The organism is Pseudomonas fluorescens, assembly GCF_000967965.1.
In the GTDB taxonomy this organism is placed as follows: domain Bacteria; phylum Pseudomonadota; class Gammaproteobacteria; order Pseudomonadales; family Pseudomonadaceae; genus Aquipseudomonas; species Aquipseudomonas grandcourensis.
The window spans coordinates 107,660-128,555 of sequence record NZ_LACC01000009.1 but is presented as its reverse complement, the minus strand read 5'-3'; the positions used below and the strand labels follow the sequence as shown (position 1 = coordinate 128,555).

Genomic DNA, 20,896 nt, shown 5'->3' with positions numbered 1-20,896 from the left:
AATGCCCTCAACCCGCCCGCGCGGGGTGCCTTAATGTTGACTCTCCTTGATCACAACAAAAAGAGCTGCACCCGGCTGGCCGGGCAGCCATTGAGAGGACAGCCATGCGGGCAAGCCGATTAACTGAAAAGCCTAGCCTTTGTTTGGCCTTGGTGGGGTGTGTCTTTGCGGCGTTGCTTGCCGGGTGCGGCGAAAAGCCGAACAACCCGCCGACCCGCAGCGAAGCAGGCGCAGCGAGGCCCGCCGACGTCGAGCTGGCGCAGGTCTACGACAACAGCTGCAAGCTGTGCCACGCCAACCCGGCGGCCGGGGCGCCGCTGACCGGCGACATCAAGGCCTGGCAACCACGGGTATTGCAGGGTGCCGACACGCTGCTCGACCACGCGATCAACGGTTACAACGGCATGCCGCCGATGGGCATGTGCATGCAGTGTTCGCAAGAACAGTTCCTGGCGCTGATTGCCTTTATGTCCGGCCAGCAAATCCAATAACAAGAACGGCAGGGTGCGATTCATGACGATGGACCTGACACGGCGTCAGTTGTTGCAACGGGCGAGCGTCATTGGCGCCTTTACCGCGCTTGGCTCAACACCGGCACTGGCCGAGCTGCTGCGCGCGCCACGCCTGATTCCCTGGCGCAACTGGTCGGGAGGCCAGAGTTGCCTGCCGGCGGCGCGGCTGGCGCCCAAGAACCTGGATGAGTTGACGCACGTGGTGCGCCAGGCCCCCGGCAGGATTCGGCCGGTGGGCTCGGCGCACTCCTTCAGCGCGCTGGTGCCCACCGACGGCACCTTGCTGTCACTGAGCTATTTCACGGGGTTGCTCGATCACGATCCGCAAACGCTGCAGGCCGAGTTCGCCGCCGGTACGCCGATGTCACGCATGGGCACGCCGCTCAAGGACATAGGCCAGGCCCTGCAAAACATGGCTGACATCGATTACCAGACCTTGGCCGGCGCGATCTCGACCTCGACCCACGGTACCGGTAAGAACTTTCAATCCTATTCTGCCCATGTCTGCGGCATGCAGCTGGTGACCGCCAGCGGCGAGGTGCTGGACTGCGACGCCGACCGCCATCCCGAAGTGTTCAACGCAGCTCGGGTATCCCTGGGGGCGCTGGGCGTGGCCACCAGGGTGCGTCTGCAAAACCGCCCGGCGTATCGCTTGCGGGAGCGCCAATGGATCGCTAAAACCGAAGAGTTGCTGGAAGACCTGGACAAGAACACCCGGGAAAACCAGCACTGGGAAATGCTCGTGGTGACCCATTCCGACTACGCCTTGTCGATCGCCCTGAACGAAACCACCGACCCGGCGACACCGCCGGTCCCGGCGGATGAGGAGGGCGGCAACGAGTTCGTCACGCTGATCGAGAAGATCGACAAATACGCCAGCGACTTCCCGGACCTGCGCCGCACCATGCTCAATAACCTGCGCCACCTGGCCAGTTTCGATGACCGGGTGGGTGACTCGTTCGACATCTACGCCAACGTGCGCACGGTGCGTTTCAACGAAATGGAATATTCCGTGCCGGCGGAATACGGCCCGGCCTGTTTGCGCGAGATCCTCAAACTGATCCAGGACAAGGACCTGCGCACCTGGTTTCCGATCGAGTACCGTTACGTCAAGGCCGACGACATTCCCCTGAGCATGTTCGAAGGCCGCGACAGCTGTTCGATCTCGGTCCACCAGCATTACCAGATGGATCATCACAACTTCTTCGCCGCCATCGAGCCGATTTTCTGGAAGTACAACGGCCGGCCGCACTGGGGTAAGTTGCATACCCTGAACGCGAAAAGCCTGCAGCCGCTGTACCCACGCTGGCAGGATTTCATCCAGGTGCGGCAGGCACTCGACCCCAGCGGCAAATTTCTCAATGCGCATCTGTCTTCCATTCTGGGGGTGAGCTGATGGCCGTCAATCGCCGCAATTTCTTGCTTGGCAGCGCGGGTGTCGGCGCCTTGTTGCTGGGTGTCGGGGCGTGGCTGCGGCCGGGTGACCGAGGTGCGCCGTACAGCGATTACTTCCGTACGCTGAACCGCGAACTCAAGGATCACGGCCCGATGCGACCGGTGATGCTGATCGACCTTGATCGGCTGGATCACAACATCGATGTGGTGATGCAATCGGTCAAGCGCGGCGGCAAGCACCTGCGCCTGGTGGAAAAATCACTGCCGGCACCGGGGCTCCTGGCCTACATCGCCCAGCGCGCCGGCACCCAACGCCTGATGTCGTTTCACCAGCCGTTTCTCAACCATGACGCGGTGCAGTTTGCCGAGGCCGACATTCTGTTGGGCAAGCCGCTGCCGGTGCGTTCGGCCGAGTTGTTCTATCAATCGCACAAGGGGCCTTTCGACCCTTCGAAGCAATTGCAATGGCTGCTTGATACACCGGAGCGCCTGCAGCAATACCTCGCCCTGGCCCAAGGGCTGGGCACGCGAATGCGGGTGAACATCGAGCTGGATGTCGGGCTGCATCGCGGTGGCGTCAGCGACCTTGGCGTACTCGGGCAGATGCTGGCGTTGATCAGCCAGCACCCGCAGCACCTGGAATTCGCCGGATTCATGGGCTACGACCCGTTCGTGGGCATGGGCGTGCCGGGGATTCTGGGCTCGCCTGAAGATCTGTTCGCCAGGGTAATGGTGATTTACAACCGCTGCGTCGATTTCACCCGTCAGCAATACCCCGGTTTGTGGCGCGAAGGGCTGACCCTCAATACGGCCGGCAGCCCGAGCTATCGCATGCATGAGCACGAACAGCTCAGCAGTGAAGTATCGGTGGGGACGGGGCTGCTCAAGCCCACTCACTATGATTTGCCGTCACTGGCCGAGCATATGCCGGCCGCTTATATCGCCACGCCGGTGTTGAAAAGCACCGGGGCGGTGAATATTCCGGCGCTGGATGACAAGTCCAGGTTGTTTTCCTGGTGGGACACCAATCAGCGCGAGACGTATTTCATCTATGGCGGTAACTGGATGGCGGAGTTCGAATCGCCAGCGGGGTTGCAGAGCAATGGCGTGTATGGCCGCAGCTCGAATCAGGAAATGGTCAATGGTTCGGCGGCGGTGGGGTTGACGGTGGAGGACCAGGTGTTCTTGCGCCCGACCCAGACCGAGTCGGTGTTGTTGCAGTTCGGGGATTTGCTGGCGGTTCGGGGTGGGAAGATTGTGGATATCTGGCCGGTGTATTCCTGAGGAAGATTCTGAGTCTGTTAGACCGCTATCGCGAGCAGGCTCACTCCCACATTTGGAATGCATTCCAATGTAGGAGTGAGCCTGCTCGCGATAGCGTCAGCTCAGTCAAAACGCATAGGGAATGCTGACTTTGGCCCAAAGCATTTCCCCTTCAGGCCGGTTTTCCACGTCGAACTCCTTGGCCCAGCGAATCTCCGCGCTGGCGTATTTGAGAAAGGTCCAGTGCAGCGCCGGGCCAATCGCAAACACCTGCCCGCGCACACCGTCGTTCACGTCCTGGCCATTGAACTGCACGGTGTGGCCGAACTGTTTGTCGTCGGTGGTTTGCTTGAGGTAGTAGCCGTTCAACCCGAGCATCAGGTCGTCGGTGATCTTGAAACTGGCCGAATAGTCGAAGTGGAAAATCTGCCCCGACTTGTAGTCGGTGTCTTTGTTTTTCCCGTTGAAACTGTAGGTGGTCTTCATCGACACCTCGGTTCTGTCCGTCGGCAGCCAGGTGAAGGAGAACAAGGGTTTGTAGGTGTAGAAGTTGTTGCTGGTGTTGGCCAGGCGATCAACGCTGTATTCGCCGGTAGGCACGGTGACTTCAATGGCGGCGCCGAGGGTCAGGTTTGGGCCCATGTCCCAGAGAATGATCGGCGCGACCGTGGTGTCGCCCATGCCTTCGCGGGTGTCCTGCAAGCCGAACACCGAGACTTCCTGCTTGAGCCAGGGCTGCGCGATGTAGCCGGCCAGCCGGCCGCCGAACACTCGCACCGGGCTGATGTAATCCAGGCGCGGAATGACCGCCGTGGACTCGATCTCGACGTTCGGCACCTTGCCGCCGAGCGAACTGATGTTCAGCTTCGTGGCTTTGTAGTGGTTGTAGTAGACGTTGAAGGCAACCATGTTGTCCGGAAGGCTGTCGGGCGAAAGCGGCAACATGAAAAAAACCGTCGGTGCCGGGGCCGATGTTGTCTACACCAGCCTCGGTGGCCAGCGCCGGTTGCAGGGCGCAGACGCCGGCCAGGCCAATGACCAGTAGGGGAAATGTCGTGCGGGTCGGGATCATGGGTGTACTCATTATTATTGTTAGCGGGCTGTCCGGCATCCATACGAGGGCCGCAACATAGAAATAAGCTGTCTGCGCCCTGCAAGGCAGGGTATTGGCGGCCATTTAGGGGGACTTCTGCGGACAGCCTTTGCACCCTGTGCTAACTTCCTTCGACATAACCGGTTACAAAAATAAGAATGCAGCTCGACCCGGAATGTATAGCCCCATGCAAATGAAAGTGACCGATCCCACCTTTGAACTGGCGCTGGTGTCGCCGTTTCTCCTGCAGACCCTGGCCGAAGTCGCCGAGCAAAAAGGCATCCACCCACAGAGCCTGTGCCGAGGGCTGGGTTTTACCTTTGAAGACCTGCAGGACCCGGCGCAGCGTATTTCCTATCGCCAGGCCGTGGCCATGATTCAGCGCGCGCTCAAGGCCTTGCCCAATCAGGGGCTGGGCTTGTGGGTCGGCGCGCAGAATGTGCTCGGTACGCTGGGGTTGTTGGGGCATGTGTTGTCGCTGTGCAAGACCCTGCGCGATGCCTTTGAGCTGGGCATTCGCCATCAACACACCTCTGGCGGCATTGTCGTGTCGAGTGTCGAGGAGGTGGGGGATCGGGTGTTTATCGACGTTGAATGCCGCTTGCCGTTCGCCGACGTGCAGTTGTTCGCGGTCGAAGAGTTTTTCGCCAGCCTGCTGGTGTACGGCCGGGCGCTGGTCGGGGTGGATTTCAAGCCGATGGCGGTGGAGTTCATGCATGCCGCGCCGGACTATCTCGGCGAATACTCGCGCCTGCTGGGGCCGGACGTGCGTTTCGGTTGCCTGCAAAATCGCATGGTGATCGATGCGCATTGGCTGGGCGTTCAGTTGCCCAATCACCATTCCCTGGCCCTGCGTCAGGCGGTGAAATTGCTCGAACTGGAAGCCGCGCAGGTGCACCAGAAAATGGATCTGATCCAGGCGGTGGAACGGGCGATTGCCCGGGACCTGACCGAGGGCAGCCACATCGAGAAAATCGCCGGCGACCTGAACATGAGCAGCCGCACCTTGCGCCGCCGCCTCACCGAACACGCGCTGACCTTCGAAACGCTGCTGGAGCAAGTGCGCCAGGCCCGCACCATGAGCCTGCTGGCCAACCCGGACATGTCCATCGAACGCATCACCGAGGAAGTCGGCTACAGCGACGTGCGCAGCTTTCGCCGGGCGTTCAAGCGCTGGACTGGCATGAGCCCGAGTGCGTTCCGCAACGAAAGCCCCAGCACGGTCTGATCTTTTTGTGGTGAAGGGGGCAAGCCCCCTTGTCACAGGTTCCTGGCCTCTGACGGCACACAAACCCTCGTACTCCGGTTAAACTCTGTGCTCTTTTTCAAGGAGTTCATATGAGCCATTACCAGCCGGGCATTCTCGCCACCCCCGTTCCGCCTCAAGCCCGCCATATGTTCTTCGCCCTCGAATCCGTCGATGCATTGCCGGTCGCGCTCGATAACTTGATGCAACTGGTGGACGGGAAATCGGCTGTCGTCGGCTTCGGCGAATCCCTGGTCAAGGCGCTGGAGGGGCAGATCGAAGGCCTGCGCACTTTCCCGGCACTGACTGGGGTCGGCGTCGACAATCCGTCGACCCAGCACGCGCTCTGGTGCTGGCTGCACGGTGAAGACCGTGGTGAGTTGCTCAACCGCAGCAACGCCATCGAAGCGGCACTGGCCCCGGCGTTGCGTCTGGTGCAGATGAACGAAACCTTCCGCCATATGAACGGCCATGACCTGACCGGCTTCGAAGACGGCACCGAGAACCCCCACGACGCAGCCGCCGTGGCCGCCGCCCTGGTGGGTGAGGGCGCAGACGGTACGGTGGGTGGCAGCTTTGCCGCGATCCAGCAGTGGCAGCATGACTTGAAAGGTTTTCATGGGCTGTCGGCGGATGAAAAAGACAACATCATGGGCCGCCGCTTGAGCGATAACGAAGAGATCGACGACGCGCCGGTTTCCGCCCACGTCAAACGCACCGCCCAGGAAAGCTTCGCGCCCGAGGCCTTCGTGGTGCGCCGTTCGATGCCGTGGATCGAAGGTGACCGCGCCGGTCTGATGTTCCTGGCCTTCGGTTTTTCCCTCGACGCCTTCGAAGCCCAACTGCGCCGCATGAGTGGCCTGGAAGACGGCATCACCGACGGTCTGTACCGCATCAGCCGTCCGATCACCGGTGGCTACTACTGGTGCCCACCGCTCAAGGACGGTCGACTGGACCTGCGCGCATTGCGCGTCGGCTGAGCCGCAAGGAGTGCCTATGAACCTGGTGCGCTGGGGCATGATCGGCTGTGGCAGTGTCGCTGAACGCAAAAGCGGTCCGGCCTTCTACAAGGCGCCCGGGTCGGCGTTGGTGGCGGTGATGGGGCGGCGCCTGGAAGCGGTCACCGACTACGCCGCTCGTCACGGCATTGCGCGGGTCTACACCGATGCGCAGGCGCTGATCAACGATCCCGAGGTCGACGCGGTGTACATCGCCACACCGCCCGACAGCCATCACGCCTATGCCTTACAGGTGGCCGCCGGCGGCAAGCATTGCTGCGTGGAAAAACCGATGGCGCTGAATGCCGGGCAAAGCCGTGAAATGCAGCAGGTGTTTGCCGATGCCGGGCTGCACCTGTTCGTGTCTTATTACCGACGTTCGCTGCCACGCTTCCGGCAAGTGCGGCAATGGCTGGAAGAGGGGCGGATCGGCGAGGTCCGGCACTTGACCTGGACCCTCACCAAAGCCCCGTCGGCAGCGGATCAAAACGGCACCGATAACTGGCGCACCGATCCGGCGATTGCCGGTGGTGGCTACTTTGCGGATCTGGCCAGCCATGGCCTGGACCTGTTTCAGTACCTGTTCGGCGATATCGTCGAAGTCGCCGGGCTCACCGCGCGGCAGGCCGGTTTGTACACGGCCGAAGATGCCGTCAGCGCCACTTGGCGGTTTGCCAGCGGGGCACTGGGGATGGGCTGCTGGAACTTCGTTTCAGATCGTCGCGAAGACCGGGTCGAAGTGATTGGCAGTACCGGCCGGATCACCTTTTCAGTGTTCGATGAACACCCGGTCGAGCTGCACGCCGATGAACACCTCAGCCTGACCATCGAGCATCACGCCCACATTCAGTGGCACCACGTATTGGGCATGAATGCGCATATTCGTGGCGAGGCGCAGCACCCGGCCGTGGCCGAACAGGCGCTGAAGACCGATTGGGTGATGGACCAGATTCTCAAGCGGCACTGATCCCTCAGGTCACACACAATCCCCTGTAGGAGCGAGCCTGCTCGCGATAGCGGTTTCACATTCAACATTGAAATCGACTGACCCGCCGCCATCGCGAGCAGGCTCGCTCCTACAGTTTTGGGTTGCATCGCGCATCTAACCTTATGCGCATTCGGTATTTCTCAAGCCTGTCATAACTTCTCTAAGATCACGTCATAACTCGTTATAACAAGTGATCTGCCATGACCGATAACGTTCTATCCCTGAGCAGCGTCCCGTTGCACACCCAGCTGCGAGATTTGCTGCGCACCCGCATCCTCGACGGCGAATACCCCCAAAACAGCCAGATGCCTTCCGAAAGCGAGCTTGGCGCGTTGTTCAAGGTCAGCCGCATCACCGTGCGCCAGGCCTTGGGCGACCTGCAAAAGGAAGGGCTGATCTTCAAGATCCACGGCAAGGGCACCTTCGTCGCCAAGCCGAAAACCTTCCAGAACGTCAGCACCCTGCAAGGCCTGGCCGAGTCCATGGCCGGTCGCGGCTATGAGGTGATCAACCGCCTGCGCAGCTTCAAGTTCATTGCCGCCGAAAAGCTCGTCGCCGAGCGTTTGCAGGTGGCCGAAGGCGAGGTCGTGACGCAGATCAAACGGGTGCGCCTGATCAACCGCGAGCCGATTTCCCTGGAAATCACTTACCTGCCCAAGGCCGTTGGTGAGCGCCTGGAAAAAGCCGACCTGGTCACCCGCGACATTTTCCAGATACTGGAAAACGACTGTGGCCTGGCCCTGGGGCACGCCGACCTGGCCATCGATGCGGTACTGGCCGACAGCGACCTGACTCGGGCGCTGAACGTCGAACCCGGCTCGCCGATCATGCGCATCGAACGCTTGACCCACAATGTCGACGGTCAGCCTCTGGACTTCGAACACCTTTACTACCGTGGCGATGCCTTCCAGTACCGCCTGCGGATCGACCGGCAAAAAGGGGAGCAGGCATGACGCGCAGTACGTTGGAGCAGGAATACGACATCGTCGTGATCGGAGGCGGCACCGCCGGCCCCATGGCGGCGATCAAGGCCAAGGAACGCAACCGCGACCTGCGGGTGTTGTTGATCGACAAGGCCAACGTCAAGCGCAGTGGCGCGATCAGCATGGGCATGGACGGCCTGAACAACGCGATCATTCCCGGCCACTCGACGCCTGAGCAGTACACCAAGGAAATCACCATCGCCAACGACGGTATCGTCAATCAGGCCGCGGTGTACGCCTATGCCACCCACAGCTTCGAAACCATCGAGCAACTGGACCGTTGGGGTGTGAAATTCGAGAAGGACGAAACCGGCGACTACGCGGTGAAGAAGGTCCACCACATGGGCGCTTATGTGTTGCCGATGCCGGAAGGGCACGACATCAAAAAGGTTCTGTACCGCCAGCTCAAGCGGGCGCGGGTGAGCATCAGCAATCGCCTGGTCTGCACCCGATTGCTGACGGATGAGGAAGGCGCGGTCAACGGCGTGATGGGCTTCGACTGCCGCACGGCGGACTTCCATGTGATCAAGGCCAAGGCGGTGATCCTCGCCTGCGGTGCCGCCGGACGCCTGGGGTTACCGTCCTCCGGCTACCTGATGGGCACCTACGAAAACCCGACCAATGCCGGCGACGGCTACTCGATGGCCTACCACGCCGGGGCCGAGCTGGCGAACCTGGAATGCTTCCAGATCAACCCGCTGATCAAGGATTACAACGGCCCGGCCTGCGCCTACGTCACCGGCCCCTTGGGCGGCTACACCGCCAACAACAAGGGCGAACGCTTCATCGAGTGCGACTACTGGAGCGGGCAGATGATGTGGGAGTTCCATCAGGAGCTGGAAAGCGGCAATGGCCCGGTGTTCCTCAAACTCGATCACCTGGCCGAGGAAACCATCCAGAACATCGAAGAGATCCTGCACAGCAACGAGCGTCCGAGTCGCGGCCAGTTCCACGCCAATCGCGGCACCGACTACCGCACGCAGATGGTCGAAATGCACATCTCGGAAATCGGCTTTTGCAGCGGGCATTCGGCCTCGGGGGTGTGGGTCAACGAGAAAGCCGAGACCTCGGTCAAGGGCTTGTACTCAGCCGGGGACATGGCTGCCGTGCCGCACAACTACATGCTCGGCGCGTTCACCTATGGCTGGTTCGCTGGCAACAACGCAGCGGACTTTGTCGCCGGACGCGAGTTTTCAGCGCTGGATGCGCGGCAGATCGAAACCGAAAAACAGCGGGTTTACGCACCGCTGGATCGCGAACACGGCCTGCCACCGGCCCAGGTCGAGTACAAGCTGCGACGCTTCGTCAACGACTACCTGCAACCGCCGAAAGTAACCAAGAAGATGCAGATCGGCCTGCAACGCTTCAGCGACATCCAGCGCGATCTCGACCAGATCAAGGCCCACAACGCCCACGAACTGATGCGCGCCATGGAAGTCAGCATGATCCGCGACTGCGCCGAAATGGCCGCCCGCGCTTCACTGTTCCGCGCCGAAAGTCGCTGGGGGCTTTACCACCACCGCGTCGATCACCCGCAACGCAACGACCGCGACTGGTTCTGCCATTGCCATCTGAAGAAAGACGAAAACGGTTTGATGAGCAGTTTCAAGAAAGCCATCGAACCTTACATCATCCCGCTGGATGCCGACGAGATGCAGGCCTACGATCGGCTGCGGGTCGGTGCGGATGCCGCTTGAGCATCACCCAAGAGAGAGACCGTGAAATGGCCTATCAAGCCCAGGAAATCTTCTTCCGTTCCAACGCCCCCGTCACCGTCGACGAGGACAAATGCATCGCCCACAAAGGCTGCACCGTGTGCGTCGACGTCTGCCCGATGGACCTGCTGGCGATCAACCCGGCCACGCAAAAGGCCTACATGGCCTTCGACGAATGCTGGTACTGCATGCCCTGTGAAAAGGACTGCCCGACGGGCGCTGTGAAAGTCGAGATCCCGTACCTGCTGCGCTGAAACACAAATCAATGTAGGAGCGAGCCTGCTCGCGAAGAGGCCAGCCCAAACAACGCTAAAACGCCATCCGGCACCACCGGACGCCTGATTCAAGACACCCCTCGTTTCCCACCGCGCCCTGATCGTGGCGGAGACGAACATCCAATAAATGATTCGAGGGGAAACACTCATGATGTTGCGTGCAGCTTTGGCCGGTCTGGTACTGGCTTCATTCACCCTGTCGGCCTCGGCCGAAACCATCCGCATTGCCATCGGCACCCAGGACACCACCATCAACTGCGCCGCCGGCGGATTGTTGATTCGCGAGCTCGGGCTGCTGGACAAATACCTGCCCCACGATGGCCCCTACAAAGACGCCCAATACGAGGTGCAGTGGAAAAACTTCACCAGCGGCGCCCCCCTGACCAACGAGATGGTGGCCGGCAAGCTCGACTTCGGCGCCATGGCCGACTTCCCCGGCGCGTTCAACGGCGTGGCGTTCGAAACGGCGGGCAAGCACAGCCTGTTCATCAGCGTGCTGTCGGGCAGCATCAAGGGCAGCGGCAACGGCATCGTGGTGCCAAGCGCATCGGGCGTGCAGTCCCTGGCAGAACTCAAGGGCAAGACCATTTCCGTGCCGTTCGCTTCCACCGCCCATGGCATGCTGCTGCGCGCCGTCGCGGCCCAGGGCTGGGATCCGCTCAAGGACGTGAACATCATCGCCCAGCCGCCGGAAGTCGCCGGCTCCGCGTTGCAGGCCGGCAAGATCGATGCCCACGCTGACTTCGTACCCTTCGCCGAACTGTTCCCGAGCCGTGGTTTCGCCCGCAAGATTTATGACGGTGCCCAGGCCAACGCGCCGACCTTCCACGGTGCGCTGGTCGATCAGGTCTATGCGAAGAAGTACCCGGAAATCGTCGTCGCTTACCTGCGGGCGAGTATTGAAGCCAACCAGTTGCTGGCGGCTGAGCCGGAGAAATACAGCGAGTTGATCGCCAAGGTCACCGGGGTCGATGCCGAGGTCAATTACCTGTTCCATGGCCCCCTCGGCGTGCAGACCCGCGACCTGAGCTGGAAGCCTGAATACCGTCAGGCCGTGGGCACCGCCATCGATTCCCTCAAGTTGTTGAAGAAGGCCGATCGCGGTCTGGATCTCAACACCTTTATCGACGACCAATACATCCGCGCCGCCTTCAAGGCTTCGAACCTCGACTACAGCGCGCAACTGGCCAGTTACGGGCAGACGCCGCTCAAGGCCGTCGATGCCACCAGCGGCAAAGCCATCACCGACTTCAGCCATGTGGCGGAAATCTGGGTGCGCGGCGAGCCGAAAGTCCGTCAGTACGCCTCGGCGCAAGCGGCGTTTGCCGCGTTGGCCAGCCTCAAGCAGGAAGGCAAGAGCATCCGCGCGGTGTACGCCCAGGCCAGCGACAGCGGGATCAAGTTGCTGGCGGATCAGGCGTGGTTTGCCACCGATGGGAAAGGGCAGCTGAGTGCGTTCCTGCTCAAAGGCCAGGCCCAACAGTTCGCGACGGCGCAGGGCGGCAAGGTCCTCGACTTCACTGATGCCACTGCGCAGGCCGTGGCTGTTCGCTAACAGCCGAAACACCACAGCCCCCTGTAGGAGCGAGCCTGCTCGCGAAGGCGGCGGGTCAGTCGACATCAATGTTGAACGTGAAACCGCTATCGCGAGCAGGCTCACTCCTACAAGGTTTGAGTCGAGAGGAGGATTTGTGTACCGATCATATTCACGCTGGATTCCCAGAGCCGCATCCTTACTGCTCTGCCTCGTATTCTGGCAACTCGCCGCCAGCCACCACTGGAACCTCGGCCTGGTGACCTTCGCCAATGTCCCGACACCCGTGGCGGTCGTTGAAGCCGCCCTCGGCCTCGGCGACTCGGGCAAACTCGCGCAGCATCTGGGCAGCAGCCTCGGTCGGGTATTCGCCGGTTACCTCGCGGCACTGATCGTCGGCGTGGCCCTGGGCTTGGCCATCGGCCGCTCGAAATGGGCCGAAGATCTGTTGTTGCCGCCCCTGGAAGTGCTGCGCCCGATCCCGGCGGTGGCGTGGATTCCCCTGGCGATCCTGATGTTTCCCTCGTCGGAGCTGTCGATGGTGTTCATCACCTTCACCGGCGCGCTGTTCCCGATCCTGCTCAACACCGTGCACGGCGTCGAAGGCGTCGACCCACGGCTGATCGCCTCGGCGAAAAGCCTCGGGGCAGGGCGCCGGGCCATCCTGCTGGAGGTCGTTCTTCCGGGTGCCGCGCCCAGCATCATCACCGGCCTGGCCATCGGCATGGGCACCTCGTGGTTCTGCCTGGTGACGGCGGAAATGATCTCCGGCCAATTCGGCATCGGCTATTACACCTGGGAGTCCTACACCATCCAGAACTACGCCGACATCGTGGTCGGCATGTTGCTGATCGGCGTGCTCGGGATGGGCAGCAGTCTGTTGATCAAGCGTCTGGGCGGGCTGTTCACGCCTTGGCATCGACCACGAGGAAAAGCCTGATGAGCGTTTTTCAACATCTGGAAGGGCGTATCGATATTCGCGGGCTGTCGATCAGCCTGGGCGAGGGCGACACTGCTTTCGAAGCGGTGCAGGGCCTCGATTGCCAGATCGAGCCGGGGCAGTTCGTGTGCATTCTCGGGCCGTCCGGTTGCGGCAAATCGACCTTGCTCGGCGCCCTGGCCGGCCACCTGCAACCGCGTACCGGCACGCTGAATGTCGATGGCGCAGCGGTGTCGGGCCCATCGCCCCAGCGCGGCATGGTGTTCCAGCAGCACACATTGTTTCCGTGGCGCACGGTGCGCGACAACGTGGCGTTCGGCTTGAAAATGCAAGGCATCGGCAAGGCCGAACGGCACAAGGCGGCGGATGAAATCCTCGCCCTGGTGGGCCTCGAAGGCTTTGCCGGGCGCTGGCCCGACCAGCTCTCCGGCGGCATGCAGCAACGGGTGGAAATTGCCCGGGTGCTGGTCAACCGTCCGCGCCTGTTGCTGATGGACGAGCCCTTCGGTGCCCTCGATGCCCTGACCCGATTGAACATGCAGGAACTGCTGCTGGACATCTGGACGCGCATCCGCACCACCGTGGTGTTTGTCACCCATGACATCGACGAAGCGCTGTTCCTCGCCGATCGCCTGCTGGTCATGAGCTCGCGCCCCGGACGAATCATCGAAGACCTGCGCCTGGACTTCCCCCGGCCGCGCAGCACGGAACTGGTGACCCGCCCTGAATTCTCGCACCTCAAGCGCCATTGCCTCGAACTCCTGCGGCACGAAGACGGCCGGCAACTGCCGCGCCTGAACCCGCTCGGACTTCCCCCTGAAACCAAACTGCCGCGATTTGCCCTATGACCTCACTATTCGATGTAACCGATAACGACGACATTCTTGCCCTGCAACCGCGCCTGACCGACGAGGATGCCGGTGTGCGCCGGATCGCACTGATCGAACTGGCCGATCTCGAGGAGCCGGACGGCCTGCTGTGGTTGATCAATCGACTGGCCGAAGACCCGATTGCAGACGTTCGCGCCGAAGCCGCACGCCTGCTGGAAGCCTGGGAGGACGAACCGGTGGTCGAAGCGCTGTGCCAGGCCCTGACGGATCCATCCCCGGCGGTGCAGGTGGCCGCTGCGCAAAGCCTCAGCCTGCTCAAGAGTGAAGCGGCGGGCCGGGTCATCCTGCCGTGGACCGGGCACGCCGACAGCGGCGTACGCATCGCCGCGTTCAGGGCGTTGCGCGAGTTGCGTTGCCCCGATGCCGCCGATGCGGCTGCCCGGGCACTGGACGATGAAAGCGCCAGCGTGCGCCGCGAGGCGGTGGGCGTGCTCGGCTGGCTCAAGCAACTCGATGCCTTGCCGGTACTGGCGCGGCTGGCCAGCGCTGACCCGGACACCGACGTGCGACGTGCCGCCACCGGGGCACTGGGCCTGGCGTCTGACGCACAGGTGCTGCCCGCCCTGCGCCAGGCCTTGCGCGACGCTGCCTGGCAAGTCCGCGAGGAAGCCGCCACCACCCTGGGCAAGGTCGGCCACCTCGACGCCGGCCCGGCCCTGATCGACGCCCTGGACGACGATTACTGGCAAGTGCGTCTGCGCGCCACCCGCAGCCTCGGTCGCTTGCGTTTTGTACCTGCGCTCCAAGCGCTGATCGACACCCTCGGCCACCGTATCAGCAACCTGCGCAAGGAAGCCGCGTTGGCCATCGGCGAATTGAACGACCCAAGGGCCATTGCGGCATTGCAGGACGCACAAGACGACGGCGACCCGGAAGTGCGCAAGGCCGTGCGCATTGCCTTGAGTCAACTGCAATGAACCCGCTGGCGATTGGCAATTCCCGCAGCAAACAGCAGTTGCGACTGAACTGGCCGGATGGTCGCGAGCAGGTGTTCGAACACGCCGAACTGCGCCGGCAGTGCCCGTGCTCGCAGTGCCGGGCGTTTCGGTTGCGGGGGATGGTGCCGATGGTGGATGAGCGGGTTCAGGTGATCGAATTGCACTCGCAGGGGTATGGTCTGCAATTGGTCTTCAGCGATGGGCATGAGCGGGGGATTTATCCGTGGGCCTACCTGGCGCAACTCACCTCTGTAGGAGCGAGCTTGCTCGCGATAGAGGACTGACATTCAACATCGATGTTGACTGTACTGGCCTCATCGCGAGCAATCGAGCGTCGACCGGCTGCTCCTACAAGTCCTTGCCAGGAAAAAGCCAAAAGAGTACAAATGTACTCCATGACGACTCTGACTCCCCGCCGTACCGCCATCCTGACCTTTATCCGCGATCGCATCGCCGAGCACGGTCAGCCTCCGAGCCTCGCCGAGATCAGCGAGGCGTTCGGTTTCGCCTCCCGCAGCGTGGCGCGCAAGCATGTGCTTGCGTTGACCGAAGCCGGGTTTATCGAGGTCAACCCGAATCAGGCCCGGGGCATTCGCCTGCTCGGGCAGCCGCCGCGTCCCGAGTTGCTGGACATCCCGGTGCTGGGCCGGGTGGCGGCTGGTGCGCCGATCGGTGCCGATGCCGAGGTGCACAGCCGCTTGCTGCTCGATCCGTCGATCTTCTCGCGGGTGCCGGACTACATGTTGCGGGTGCGGGGTGATTCGATGATCGAGGACGGCATTCTCGACGGCGATCTGGTGGGCGTGCACCGCAGCCCCGAGGCCGTTAATGGCCAGATCGTCGTGGCGCGGCTCGACGGCGAAGTCACCATCAAGCGCTTCGAGCGGGTCGGCGATGTGGTTCGCCTGCTGCCACGCAACCCGGCCTACCAGCCGATCATTGTCGAGGCCGACCGGGACCTGGCCATCGAAGGCGTGTTCTGTGGCCTGGTGAGGCAAGGCTGATGGGCGCCGTCGTTGCGCTGGATACGCTGTTCAATGGCGGCCAGGTCTGGAGGGGCCGGCCTGCGCCACCGGCTGCCAGCCCGCAGCCCACCGGGCATGCCGCGCTGGACGCCGCATTGCCCAGCGGTGGCTGGCCGGAGGCGGCGCTGACAGAAATCCTGTTGGCCGGGCAGGGCGTGGGCGAGTTGCAACTGGTGTGGCCGACGCTGGCACGGCTGTCGGCGGCGGGCGAACGCATCGTGCTGGTGGCGCCGCCTTATGTGCCGTATCCCCAGGCGTGGCAGGGCGCCGGAGTCGATCTGCGTCAGTTGTCGATCATCCGGGCCAGCGAGCGCGATGCGCTGTGGGCGGCGGAACAATGCCTGCGTTCGGGCAGTTGCGGCGCGGTGCTGTGCTGGCCGCACCAGGCCGATGACCGCGCCTTGCGCCGCTTGCAGGTGGCGGCGGAAACCGGCCAGACCCTGGCCTTCGCCTATCGTCCCCTCGGTGAAGCGATCAACCCTTCGCCGGCGGCCCTGCGCATTGCCATCGATGCCCGACCGGCGCAACTGCGCGTGCTCAAGTGCCGCGGCGGCCTGGCCCGTTCGGCGCCGATTGCCTTCGCCGTGGGGCATTGAGGTTGCCATGCGCTGGGTCTGCATTCTTTTCCCGCAATTGGCGCTGGACGCGGTACTGCGTCAGCGCGCCGATCCCGATGAACCCCTGGCGTTGCTGACCGGCCCGGCCCAGCGCCGGGTGCTGCAGGCCGTCAACGGCGCGGCGCGGGCGCTGGGCTTGCGTCCGGGCCAGTCCATGAGCGCGGCACAGGCCTTGAGCAAAGGCTTTGTCACGGCCGAATACGACGCCGCTGAAATCGACCACTGGCAGCAGTTTCTCGCCGCCTGGGCCTATCGTTTCAGTTCCCAGGTCAGCGTGCATTACCCCCGGGCCGTAGTGTTCGAGATCGAGTCCAGCCTCGGCTTGTTCGGCGCCTGGCCGCAATTCGAAGCGCTTCTGCGCCGAGAACTCGGCGAACTGGGGTTTCGGCACCGCATCGCGGCCGCGCCCAACCCGGTGGCGGCGCGGGTGCTGGCCAACGCCTATGACGGTCTGGTGGTGCCGGATGATCAAGCCTTGCAGCATCACTTGGGGCAAATGCCCGTCGACCGGATCGGCCTCGAAGCCTCGGTCGCCACGGCCTTGTCGCGCATGGGCCTGCGCACCTTGAGCCAGGTGCAGGCGTTGCCCCGGCATAGCCTGGCCCGGCGTTTCGAGGCCCAGGTGCTCAAGCATCTGGATGCCCTGTTCGGTTCGCGGCGGCTGGCCCTGGCGTTTTACCTGCCGCCGGACCGCTTCGATGTGCGTATCGAGCTCAATTTCGATGTGCAGTCCCATCAAGCCCTGCTGTTTCCGTTGCGCCGGTTGACCGGCGACCTGTCGGCGTTCCTCTGTGGTCGCGACAGCGGCGTACAGCGTTTCGACCTGCATCTGGAGCACGCCGGGTTGCCGGACACGCTCATCAAGGTCGGCCTGCTCAGCGCCGAGCGCGATCCGGCGATGCTCTTCGAACTGGCCCGGGGGCGGCTGGAGCAAGTCCAGGTCGAGGCGCCGGTGCGCGGCTTTCGCTTGCGCGCCGAGGATTTGCCGACCTTCGTGCCCCAGCATCAGGAACTGTTCGACGATCGCCCGCAGCAGTCCTTGCCCTGGGAACAACTGCGCGAGCGCCTGCGTGCACGGCTGGGGGATGACGCGGTGCATGGCTTGCGCTTCCAGGCCGATCACCGCCCCGAGTGCGCGTGGCAGGCCCGTGCCGATAGCCAGCCCTGCGCGGTGCCGGCCGCGGTGAAACGGCCGGGCTGGCTGCTGACTGAACCGCTGGCGGTGCATCAGGGCTCGGCGCGCATCCTCATGGGGCCGGAGCGTATTGAGTCCGGCTGGTGGGACGGCGACGACGTACGCCGTGACTATTACCTGATCGAAACCCGTGCCGGCCAACAGGGCTGGGCCTACCGGGCGGTCGGTGAGGACGGCCCGCTGTGGTTGCAGGGCTGGTTCGCATGAGCAACGACTATGCCGAATTGCACTGCCTGTCGAACTTCAGCTTCCAGCGAGGTGCCTCCAGTGCCCTCGAGCTGTTCCGGCGCGCGAAAAAACAGGGTTATCAAGCCCTGGCGATCACCGACGAGTGCACCCTGGCGGGCATCGTTCGCGCTTGGCAGGCAGCGAAGTCCGTGGAGTTGCCGCTGATCATCGGCAGTGAAATACGCATCGAGAACGGTCCGAAACTGGTGCTGCTGGTGGAGAGCCTCGAGGGCTATCAGGCGCTGTGCCGATTGATCACCCGCGCCCGGCGCCGTACGCAGAAAGGCCAGTATCAGGTGCTGCGCGAGGATTTCAGCGAACCCTTGCCGGGATTGCTGGCGTTGTGGGTGCCGGACGCTGTCGATGCCTTTGAACAGGGCCGCTGGCTCAAACAGGTCTTCGCCGAGCGCCTGTGGCTGGCGGTGCAGTTGCATCGCGGTCAGGACGATGCCCGGCGCCTGAACGATCTGCTGAGCCTGGCCAGGGAGTTACGCATTACGGCTGTGGCCAGTGGCGATGTGCACATGCACGCACGCGGCCGGCGCGCCTTGCAGGACACCATGACCGCGATCCGTCATCACCTGCCGGTGGCCGATGCCGGGTTGCGCCTGCACCCCAACGGCGAACGCCATCTGCGCAGCCTCGACGTGCTGCAGGCGCTTTATCCGCCCGACTTGCTCGCTGAAACGCTGAACATCGCCCGGCGCTGCACCTTTGATCTTGGCCAGTTGTGTTATCAATATCCCCGTGAGCTGGTGCCACAAGGGCACTCGGCGTCCTCGTGGCTGCGTCATTTGACCGAGGAAGGCATCGAGTGGCGCTGGCCAAAAGGGCCGAAAAGCGAAGTGCTGGTGCAGATCGACAAGGAGCTGCAACTGATCGCGGAGCTGGGCTATGAAAGCTATTTCCTGACAGTCCACGACATCGTCCGCTTTGCCCGCCAGCAACAGATTCTTTGTCAGGGTCGTGGTTCTGCCGCCAACTCGGCAGTGTGCTTCGCCTTGGGCATCACCGAAATCGATCCGGATCGCACCACGCTGTTGTTCGAGCGTTTTCTCTCCAAAGAGCGCAACGAGCCGCCGGATATCGACGTCGATTTCGAGCATGAACGCCGCGAAGAAGTCTTGCAGTACGTGTTCCAGCGCTATGGTCGAACCCGAGCGGCACTGACGGCGGTGGTCAGCACTTACCATGCGGCCGGCGCGGTGCGCGATGTCGCCAAGGCGTTGGGTTTGCCGCCAGACCAGATCAATGCCCTGGCCGATTGTTGCGGTCACTGGAGCGATGAAACGCCTCCCGTTGAACGTCTGCGCGAGGGCGGGTTTGATCCGGAGAGCCCGGTGCTGCGCCGGGTGTTGAGCCTGACGGGGCAGTTGATCGGCTTCCCCCGGCATTTGTCCCAGCACCCCGGCGGTTTCGTGATTTCCGAGCAGCCGCTGGACAGTCTGGTGCCGGTGGAAAATGCCGCCATGGCCGAGCGCACCATCATCCAGTGGGACAAGGATGACCTCGATGCGGTCGGTTTGCTCAAGGTCGATATCCTGGCGCTGGGCATGCTCAGCGCGATTCGCCGATGTTTCGATCTGCTGCGCCGGCACCGGGGGCTGGACTTGAGCTTGGCGACCATCCCGGCCGAAGATGCGGCCACCTACGAAATGATCGGTCGGGCCGACACCATTGGCGTGTTCCAGATCGAATCCCGGGCGCAGATGTCGATGCTGCCGAGGCTCAGGCCGAAGACGTTTTACGACCTGGTGATCGAGGTCGCCATCGTTCGGCCGGGGCCGATCCAGGGCGGCATGGTGCATCCGTACCTGCGGCGCCGGAACAAGGAAGAACCGGAGGCGTATCCGTCACCGGAACTGGAGGTGGTGCTCAAGCGCACCCTCGGCGTGCCGCTGTTTCAGGAACAGGTCATGCAGATCGCCATCGTCGCCGCCGACTACAGCCCCGGCGAGGCCGACCAGCTACGCCGCTCGATGGCCGCCTGGAAACGCCACGGCGGGCTTGAACCACACAAGGAACGGCTGGCCGCCGGAATGAAAAAAAACGGCTATACCGCCGAGTTTGCCGCGCAGATCTTCGAGCAGATCAAGGGCTTTGGCAGCTACGGTTTTCCCGAGTCCCACGCGGCCAGTTTTGCCTTGCTGACCTACGCCAGTTGCTGGTTGAAATGCCACGAGCCGGCGGCCTTCGCCTGTGCGCTGATCAACAGCTGGCCCATGGGGTTCTACAGCCCGGACCAGATTCTGCAGGACGTTCGGCGTCATCATTTGCAGGTTCGCCCGGTGGACGTGCGCGCCAGTGACTGGGATTGCAGCCTGGAGCCGATCGCCGATGCGCAACCGGCGATTCGCTTGGGGCTACGCATGATCAAGGGTTTTCGCGAGGACGATGCCCGACGCATCGAGGCGGCACGCTCCAAAGGCGCGTTTGCCGACATCGCCGACCTCGGCGAGCGGGCGCGACTCGATGCCCGCACCCAGGAGCAACTGGCCGATGCCGGCGCGTTGCGTGGCTTGGCCAGCGACCGGCATCGGGCACGCTGGGAAGTGGCCGGGGTACAAAAGCAGTTGGGTTTGTTCGCCGGCGTGCCGAGCCAGGAGGAGGACGCGGTGTCGTTGCCAAAGCCCACCGTAGGCGAGGACCTGCAAGCCGATTACGCCAGTGTCGGCACCACCCTCGGGCCGCATCCGTTGGCCCTGTTGCGCGGTGAGTTGAAGGCGCGGCGCTGCCGCAGTTCGAAGGAGTTGCTGGACGTCGAGCACGGGCGGCCGGTCAGCGTCGCCGGGCTGGTCACTGGCCGACAACGCCCGGCCACCGCCAGCGGCGTCACCTTCGTCACCCTTGAGGACGAGTTCGGCAACGTCAACGTGGTGGTGTGGCGCGACCTTGCCGAGCGCCAGCGCCAGGTGTTGGTCGGCTCGCAGTTGCTCAAGGTCGATGGGCGCTGGGAGAAGGAGGGCGAGGTCCGGCATCTGATAGCCGGGCGGTTGAGTGATCTGAGTGCGTTGTTGGATGGGATTAGCGTGCGCAGTCGGGATTTTCACTGATCCACGGC

At 62.9% G+C, this 20,896-nt stretch carries 18 protein-coding genes and 1 pseudogene; 18 read left to right on the top strand and 1 reads right to left on the bottom strand.

From position 1 onward, the window contains the following. Positions 1–104: 104 nt before the first annotated feature. From VC35_RS06330 to VC35_RS06320, 3 genes are all read left to right on the top strand, one after another. Complete coding sequence (locus tag VC35_RS06330; protein ID WP_046038545.1) at positions 105–491, top strand: c-type cytochrome; 387 nt, start codon at positions 105–107, stop codon at positions 489–491. Positions 492–513: 22 nt separating this feature from the next. Further along, complete coding sequence (locus VC35_RS06325) at positions 514–1,908, top strand: D-arabinono-1,4-lactone oxidase (RefSeq protein WP_046038544.1); 1,395 nt, start codon at positions 514–516, stop codon at positions 1,906–1,908. A 74-nt stretch (positions 1,909–1,982) separates the two neighbouring features. Further along, positions 1,983–3,191 (top strand): DSD1 family PLP-dependent enzyme, encoded by a 1,209-nt coding sequence (locus VC35_RS06320; RefSeq protein WP_185754750.1) that lies wholly within the window; start codon positions 1,983–1,985, stop codon positions 3,189–3,191. 105 nt (positions 3,192–3,296) lie between these two features. On the opposite strand, the pseudogene VC35_RS06315 reads toward VC35_RS06320, so the two are convergent. Beyond that, positions 3,297–4,242, bottom strand: a pseudogene (locus tag VC35_RS06315) (SphA family protein). A gap of 208 nt (positions 4,243–4,450) precedes the next feature. Between VC35_RS06315 and VC35_RS06310 the strand changes: the two are divergent. The 15 genes from VC35_RS06310 (at position 4,451) to VC35_RS06240 (ending at position 20,888) form a co-directional block, all read left to right on the top strand. Further along, positions 4,451–5,491, top strand: coding sequence for an AraC family transcriptional regulator (locus tag VC35_RS06310; protein WP_046038542.1), 1,041 nt, complete (start codon positions 4,451–4,453; stop codon positions 5,489–5,491). A gap of 110 nt (positions 5,492–5,601) precedes the next feature. Beyond that, positions 5,602–6,489 carry a Dyp-type peroxidase gene (locus VC35_RS06305; protein WP_046038541.1) on the top strand — a complete coding sequence of 296 codons (888 nt, stop codon included), beginning with the start codon at positions 5,602–5,604 and terminating at the stop codon, positions 6,487–6,489. 16 nt (positions 6,490–6,505) lie between these two features. Continuing rightward, positions 6,506–7,474, top strand: coding sequence for a Gfo/Idh/MocA family protein (locus VC35_RS06300; RefSeq protein WP_046038540.1), 969 nt, complete (start codon positions 6,506–6,508; stop codon positions 7,472–7,474). A gap of 221 nt (positions 7,475–7,695) precedes the next feature. Continuing rightward, positions 7,696–8,448 (top strand): GntR family transcriptional regulator, encoded by a 753-nt coding sequence (locus VC35_RS06295; RefSeq protein WP_046038539.1) that lies wholly within the window; start codon positions 7,696–7,698, stop codon positions 8,446–8,448. Continuing rightward, positions 8,445–10,175, top strand: coding sequence for a fumarate reductase/succinate dehydrogenase flavoprotein subunit (locus VC35_RS06290; protein ID WP_046038537.1), 1,731 nt, complete (start codon positions 8,445–8,447; stop codon positions 10,173–10,175). The genes VC35_RS06295 and VC35_RS06290 overlap by 4 nt, the downstream gene beginning before the upstream one ends. A gap of 26 nt (positions 10,176–10,201) precedes the next feature. Further along, a complete protein-coding gene (locus tag VC35_RS06285; RefSeq protein ID WP_008050632.1) occupies positions 10,202–10,447 on the top strand; it encodes a 4Fe-4S dicluster domain-containing protein in 246 nt (81 codons plus the stop codon). 169 nt (positions 10,448–10,616) lie between these two features. After that, positions 10,617–12,023, top strand: a complete 1,407-nt coding sequence (locus tag VC35_RS06280; protein WP_185754747.1) for an ABC transporter substrate-binding protein — start codon at positions 10,617–10,619, stop codon at positions 12,021–12,023. Positions 12,024–12,159: 136 nt separating this feature from the next. Beyond that, positions 12,160–12,942, top strand: a complete 783-nt coding sequence (locus tag VC35_RS06275; RefSeq protein WP_046038535.1) for an ABC transporter permease — start codon at positions 12,160–12,162, stop codon at positions 12,940–12,942. After that, the gene (locus tag VC35_RS06270) at positions 12,942–13,790 is read left to right on the top strand and encodes an ABC transporter ATP-binding protein (RefSeq protein WP_046038533.1); all 849 of its coding nucleotides are present in this window, start codon (positions 12,942–12,944) and stop codon (positions 13,788–13,790) included. Before VC35_RS06275 ends, VC35_RS06270 begins: the two co-directional genes overlap by 1 nt. Then, positions 13,787–14,749, top strand: a complete 963-nt coding sequence (locus VC35_RS06265; protein ID WP_046038531.1) for a HEAT repeat domain-containing protein — start codon at positions 13,787–13,789, stop codon at positions 14,747–14,749. The genes VC35_RS06270 and VC35_RS06265 overlap by 4 nt, the downstream gene beginning before the upstream one ends. Beyond that, complete coding sequence (locus VC35_RS06260) at positions 14,746–15,054, top strand: DUF971 domain-containing protein (RefSeq protein WP_046038529.1); 309 nt, start codon at positions 14,746–14,748, stop codon at positions 15,052–15,054. The genes VC35_RS06265 and VC35_RS06260 overlap by 4 nt, the downstream gene beginning before the upstream one ends. A gap of 102 nt (positions 15,055–15,156) precedes the next feature. Then, positions 15,157–15,774, top strand: a complete 618-nt coding sequence (lexA, locus tag VC35_RS06255) for a transcriptional repressor LexA (RefSeq protein ID WP_046038528.1) — start codon at positions 15,157–15,159, stop codon at positions 15,772–15,774. Then, positions 15,774–16,391: a translesion DNA synthesis-associated protein ImuA gene (gene imuA, locus VC35_RS06250; protein ID WP_046038526.1), complete on the top strand. Its 618-nt coding sequence runs from the start codon at positions 15,774–15,776 to the stop codon at positions 16,389–16,391. The genes lexA and imuA overlap by 1 nt, the downstream gene beginning before the upstream one ends. Before the next feature lie 7 nt (positions 16,392–16,398). Further along, positions 16,399–17,814 (top strand): Y-family DNA polymerase, encoded by a 1,416-nt coding sequence (locus VC35_RS06245; protein ID WP_046038524.1) that lies wholly within the window; start codon positions 16,399–16,401, stop codon positions 17,812–17,814. Further along, entirely contained in the window at positions 17,790–20,888 is a 3,099-nt protein-coding gene (locus VC35_RS06240; protein WP_185754746.1) for an error-prone DNA polymerase, read from the top strand. Before VC35_RS06245 ends, VC35_RS06240 begins: the two co-directional genes overlap by 25 nt. Positions 20,889–20,896 lie beyond the last annotated feature (8 nt).

Coding starts and splice junctions, on each gene's coding strand:
- VC35_RS06295 (WP_046038539.1), top strand. CDS start 7,696: ATGACCGATAACGTTCTATCCCTGAGCAGCGTCCCGTTGCACACCCAG.
- imuA (WP_046038526.1), top strand. CDS start 15,774: ATGGGCGCCGTCGTTGCGCTGGATACGCTGTTCAATGGCGGCCAGGTC.
- VC35_RS06305 (WP_046038541.1), top strand. CDS start 5,602: ATGAGCCATTACCAGCCGGGCATTCTCGCCACCCCCGTTCCGCCTCAA.
- VC35_RS06245 (WP_046038524.1), top strand. CDS start 16,399: ATGCGCTGGGTCTGCATTCTTTTCCCGCAATTGGCGCTGGACGCGGTA.
- VC35_RS06330 (WP_046038545.1), top strand. CDS start 105: ATGCGGGCAAGCCGATTAACTGAAAAGCCTAGCCTTTGTTTGGCCTTG.
- VC35_RS06310 (WP_046038542.1), top strand. CDS start 4,451: ATGCAAATGAAAGTGACCGATCCCACCTTTGAACTGGCGCTGGTGTCG.
- VC35_RS06325 (WP_046038544.1), top strand. CDS start 514: ATGACGATGGACCTGACACGGCGTCAGTTGTTGCAACGGGCGAGCGTC.
- lexA (WP_046038528.1), top strand. CDS start 15,157: ATGTACTCCATGACGACTCTGACTCCCCGCCGTACCGCCATCCTGACC.
- VC35_RS06285 (WP_008050632.1), top strand. CDS start 10,202: ATGGCCTATCAAGCCCAGGAAATCTTCTTCCGTTCCAACGCCCCCGTC.
- VC35_RS06270 (WP_046038533.1), top strand. CDS start 12,942: ATGAGCGTTTTTCAACATCTGGAAGGGCGTATCGATATTCGCGGGCTG.
- VC35_RS06260 (WP_046038529.1), top strand. CDS start 14,746: ATGAACCCGCTGGCGATTGGCAATTCCCGCAGCAAACAGCAGTTGCGA.
- VC35_RS06300 (WP_046038540.1), top strand. CDS start 6,506: ATGAACCTGGTGCGCTGGGGCATGATCGGCTGTGGCAGTGTCGCTGAA.
- VC35_RS06290 (WP_046038537.1), top strand. CDS start 8,445: ATGACGCGCAGTACGTTGGAGCAGGAATACGACATCGTCGTGATCGGA.
- VC35_RS06280 (WP_185754747.1), top strand. CDS start 10,617: ATGATGTTGCGTGCAGCTTTGGCCGGTCTGGTACTGGCTTCATTCACC.
- VC35_RS06265 (WP_046038531.1), top strand. CDS start 13,787: ATGACCTCACTATTCGATGTAACCGATAACGACGACATTCTTGCCCTG.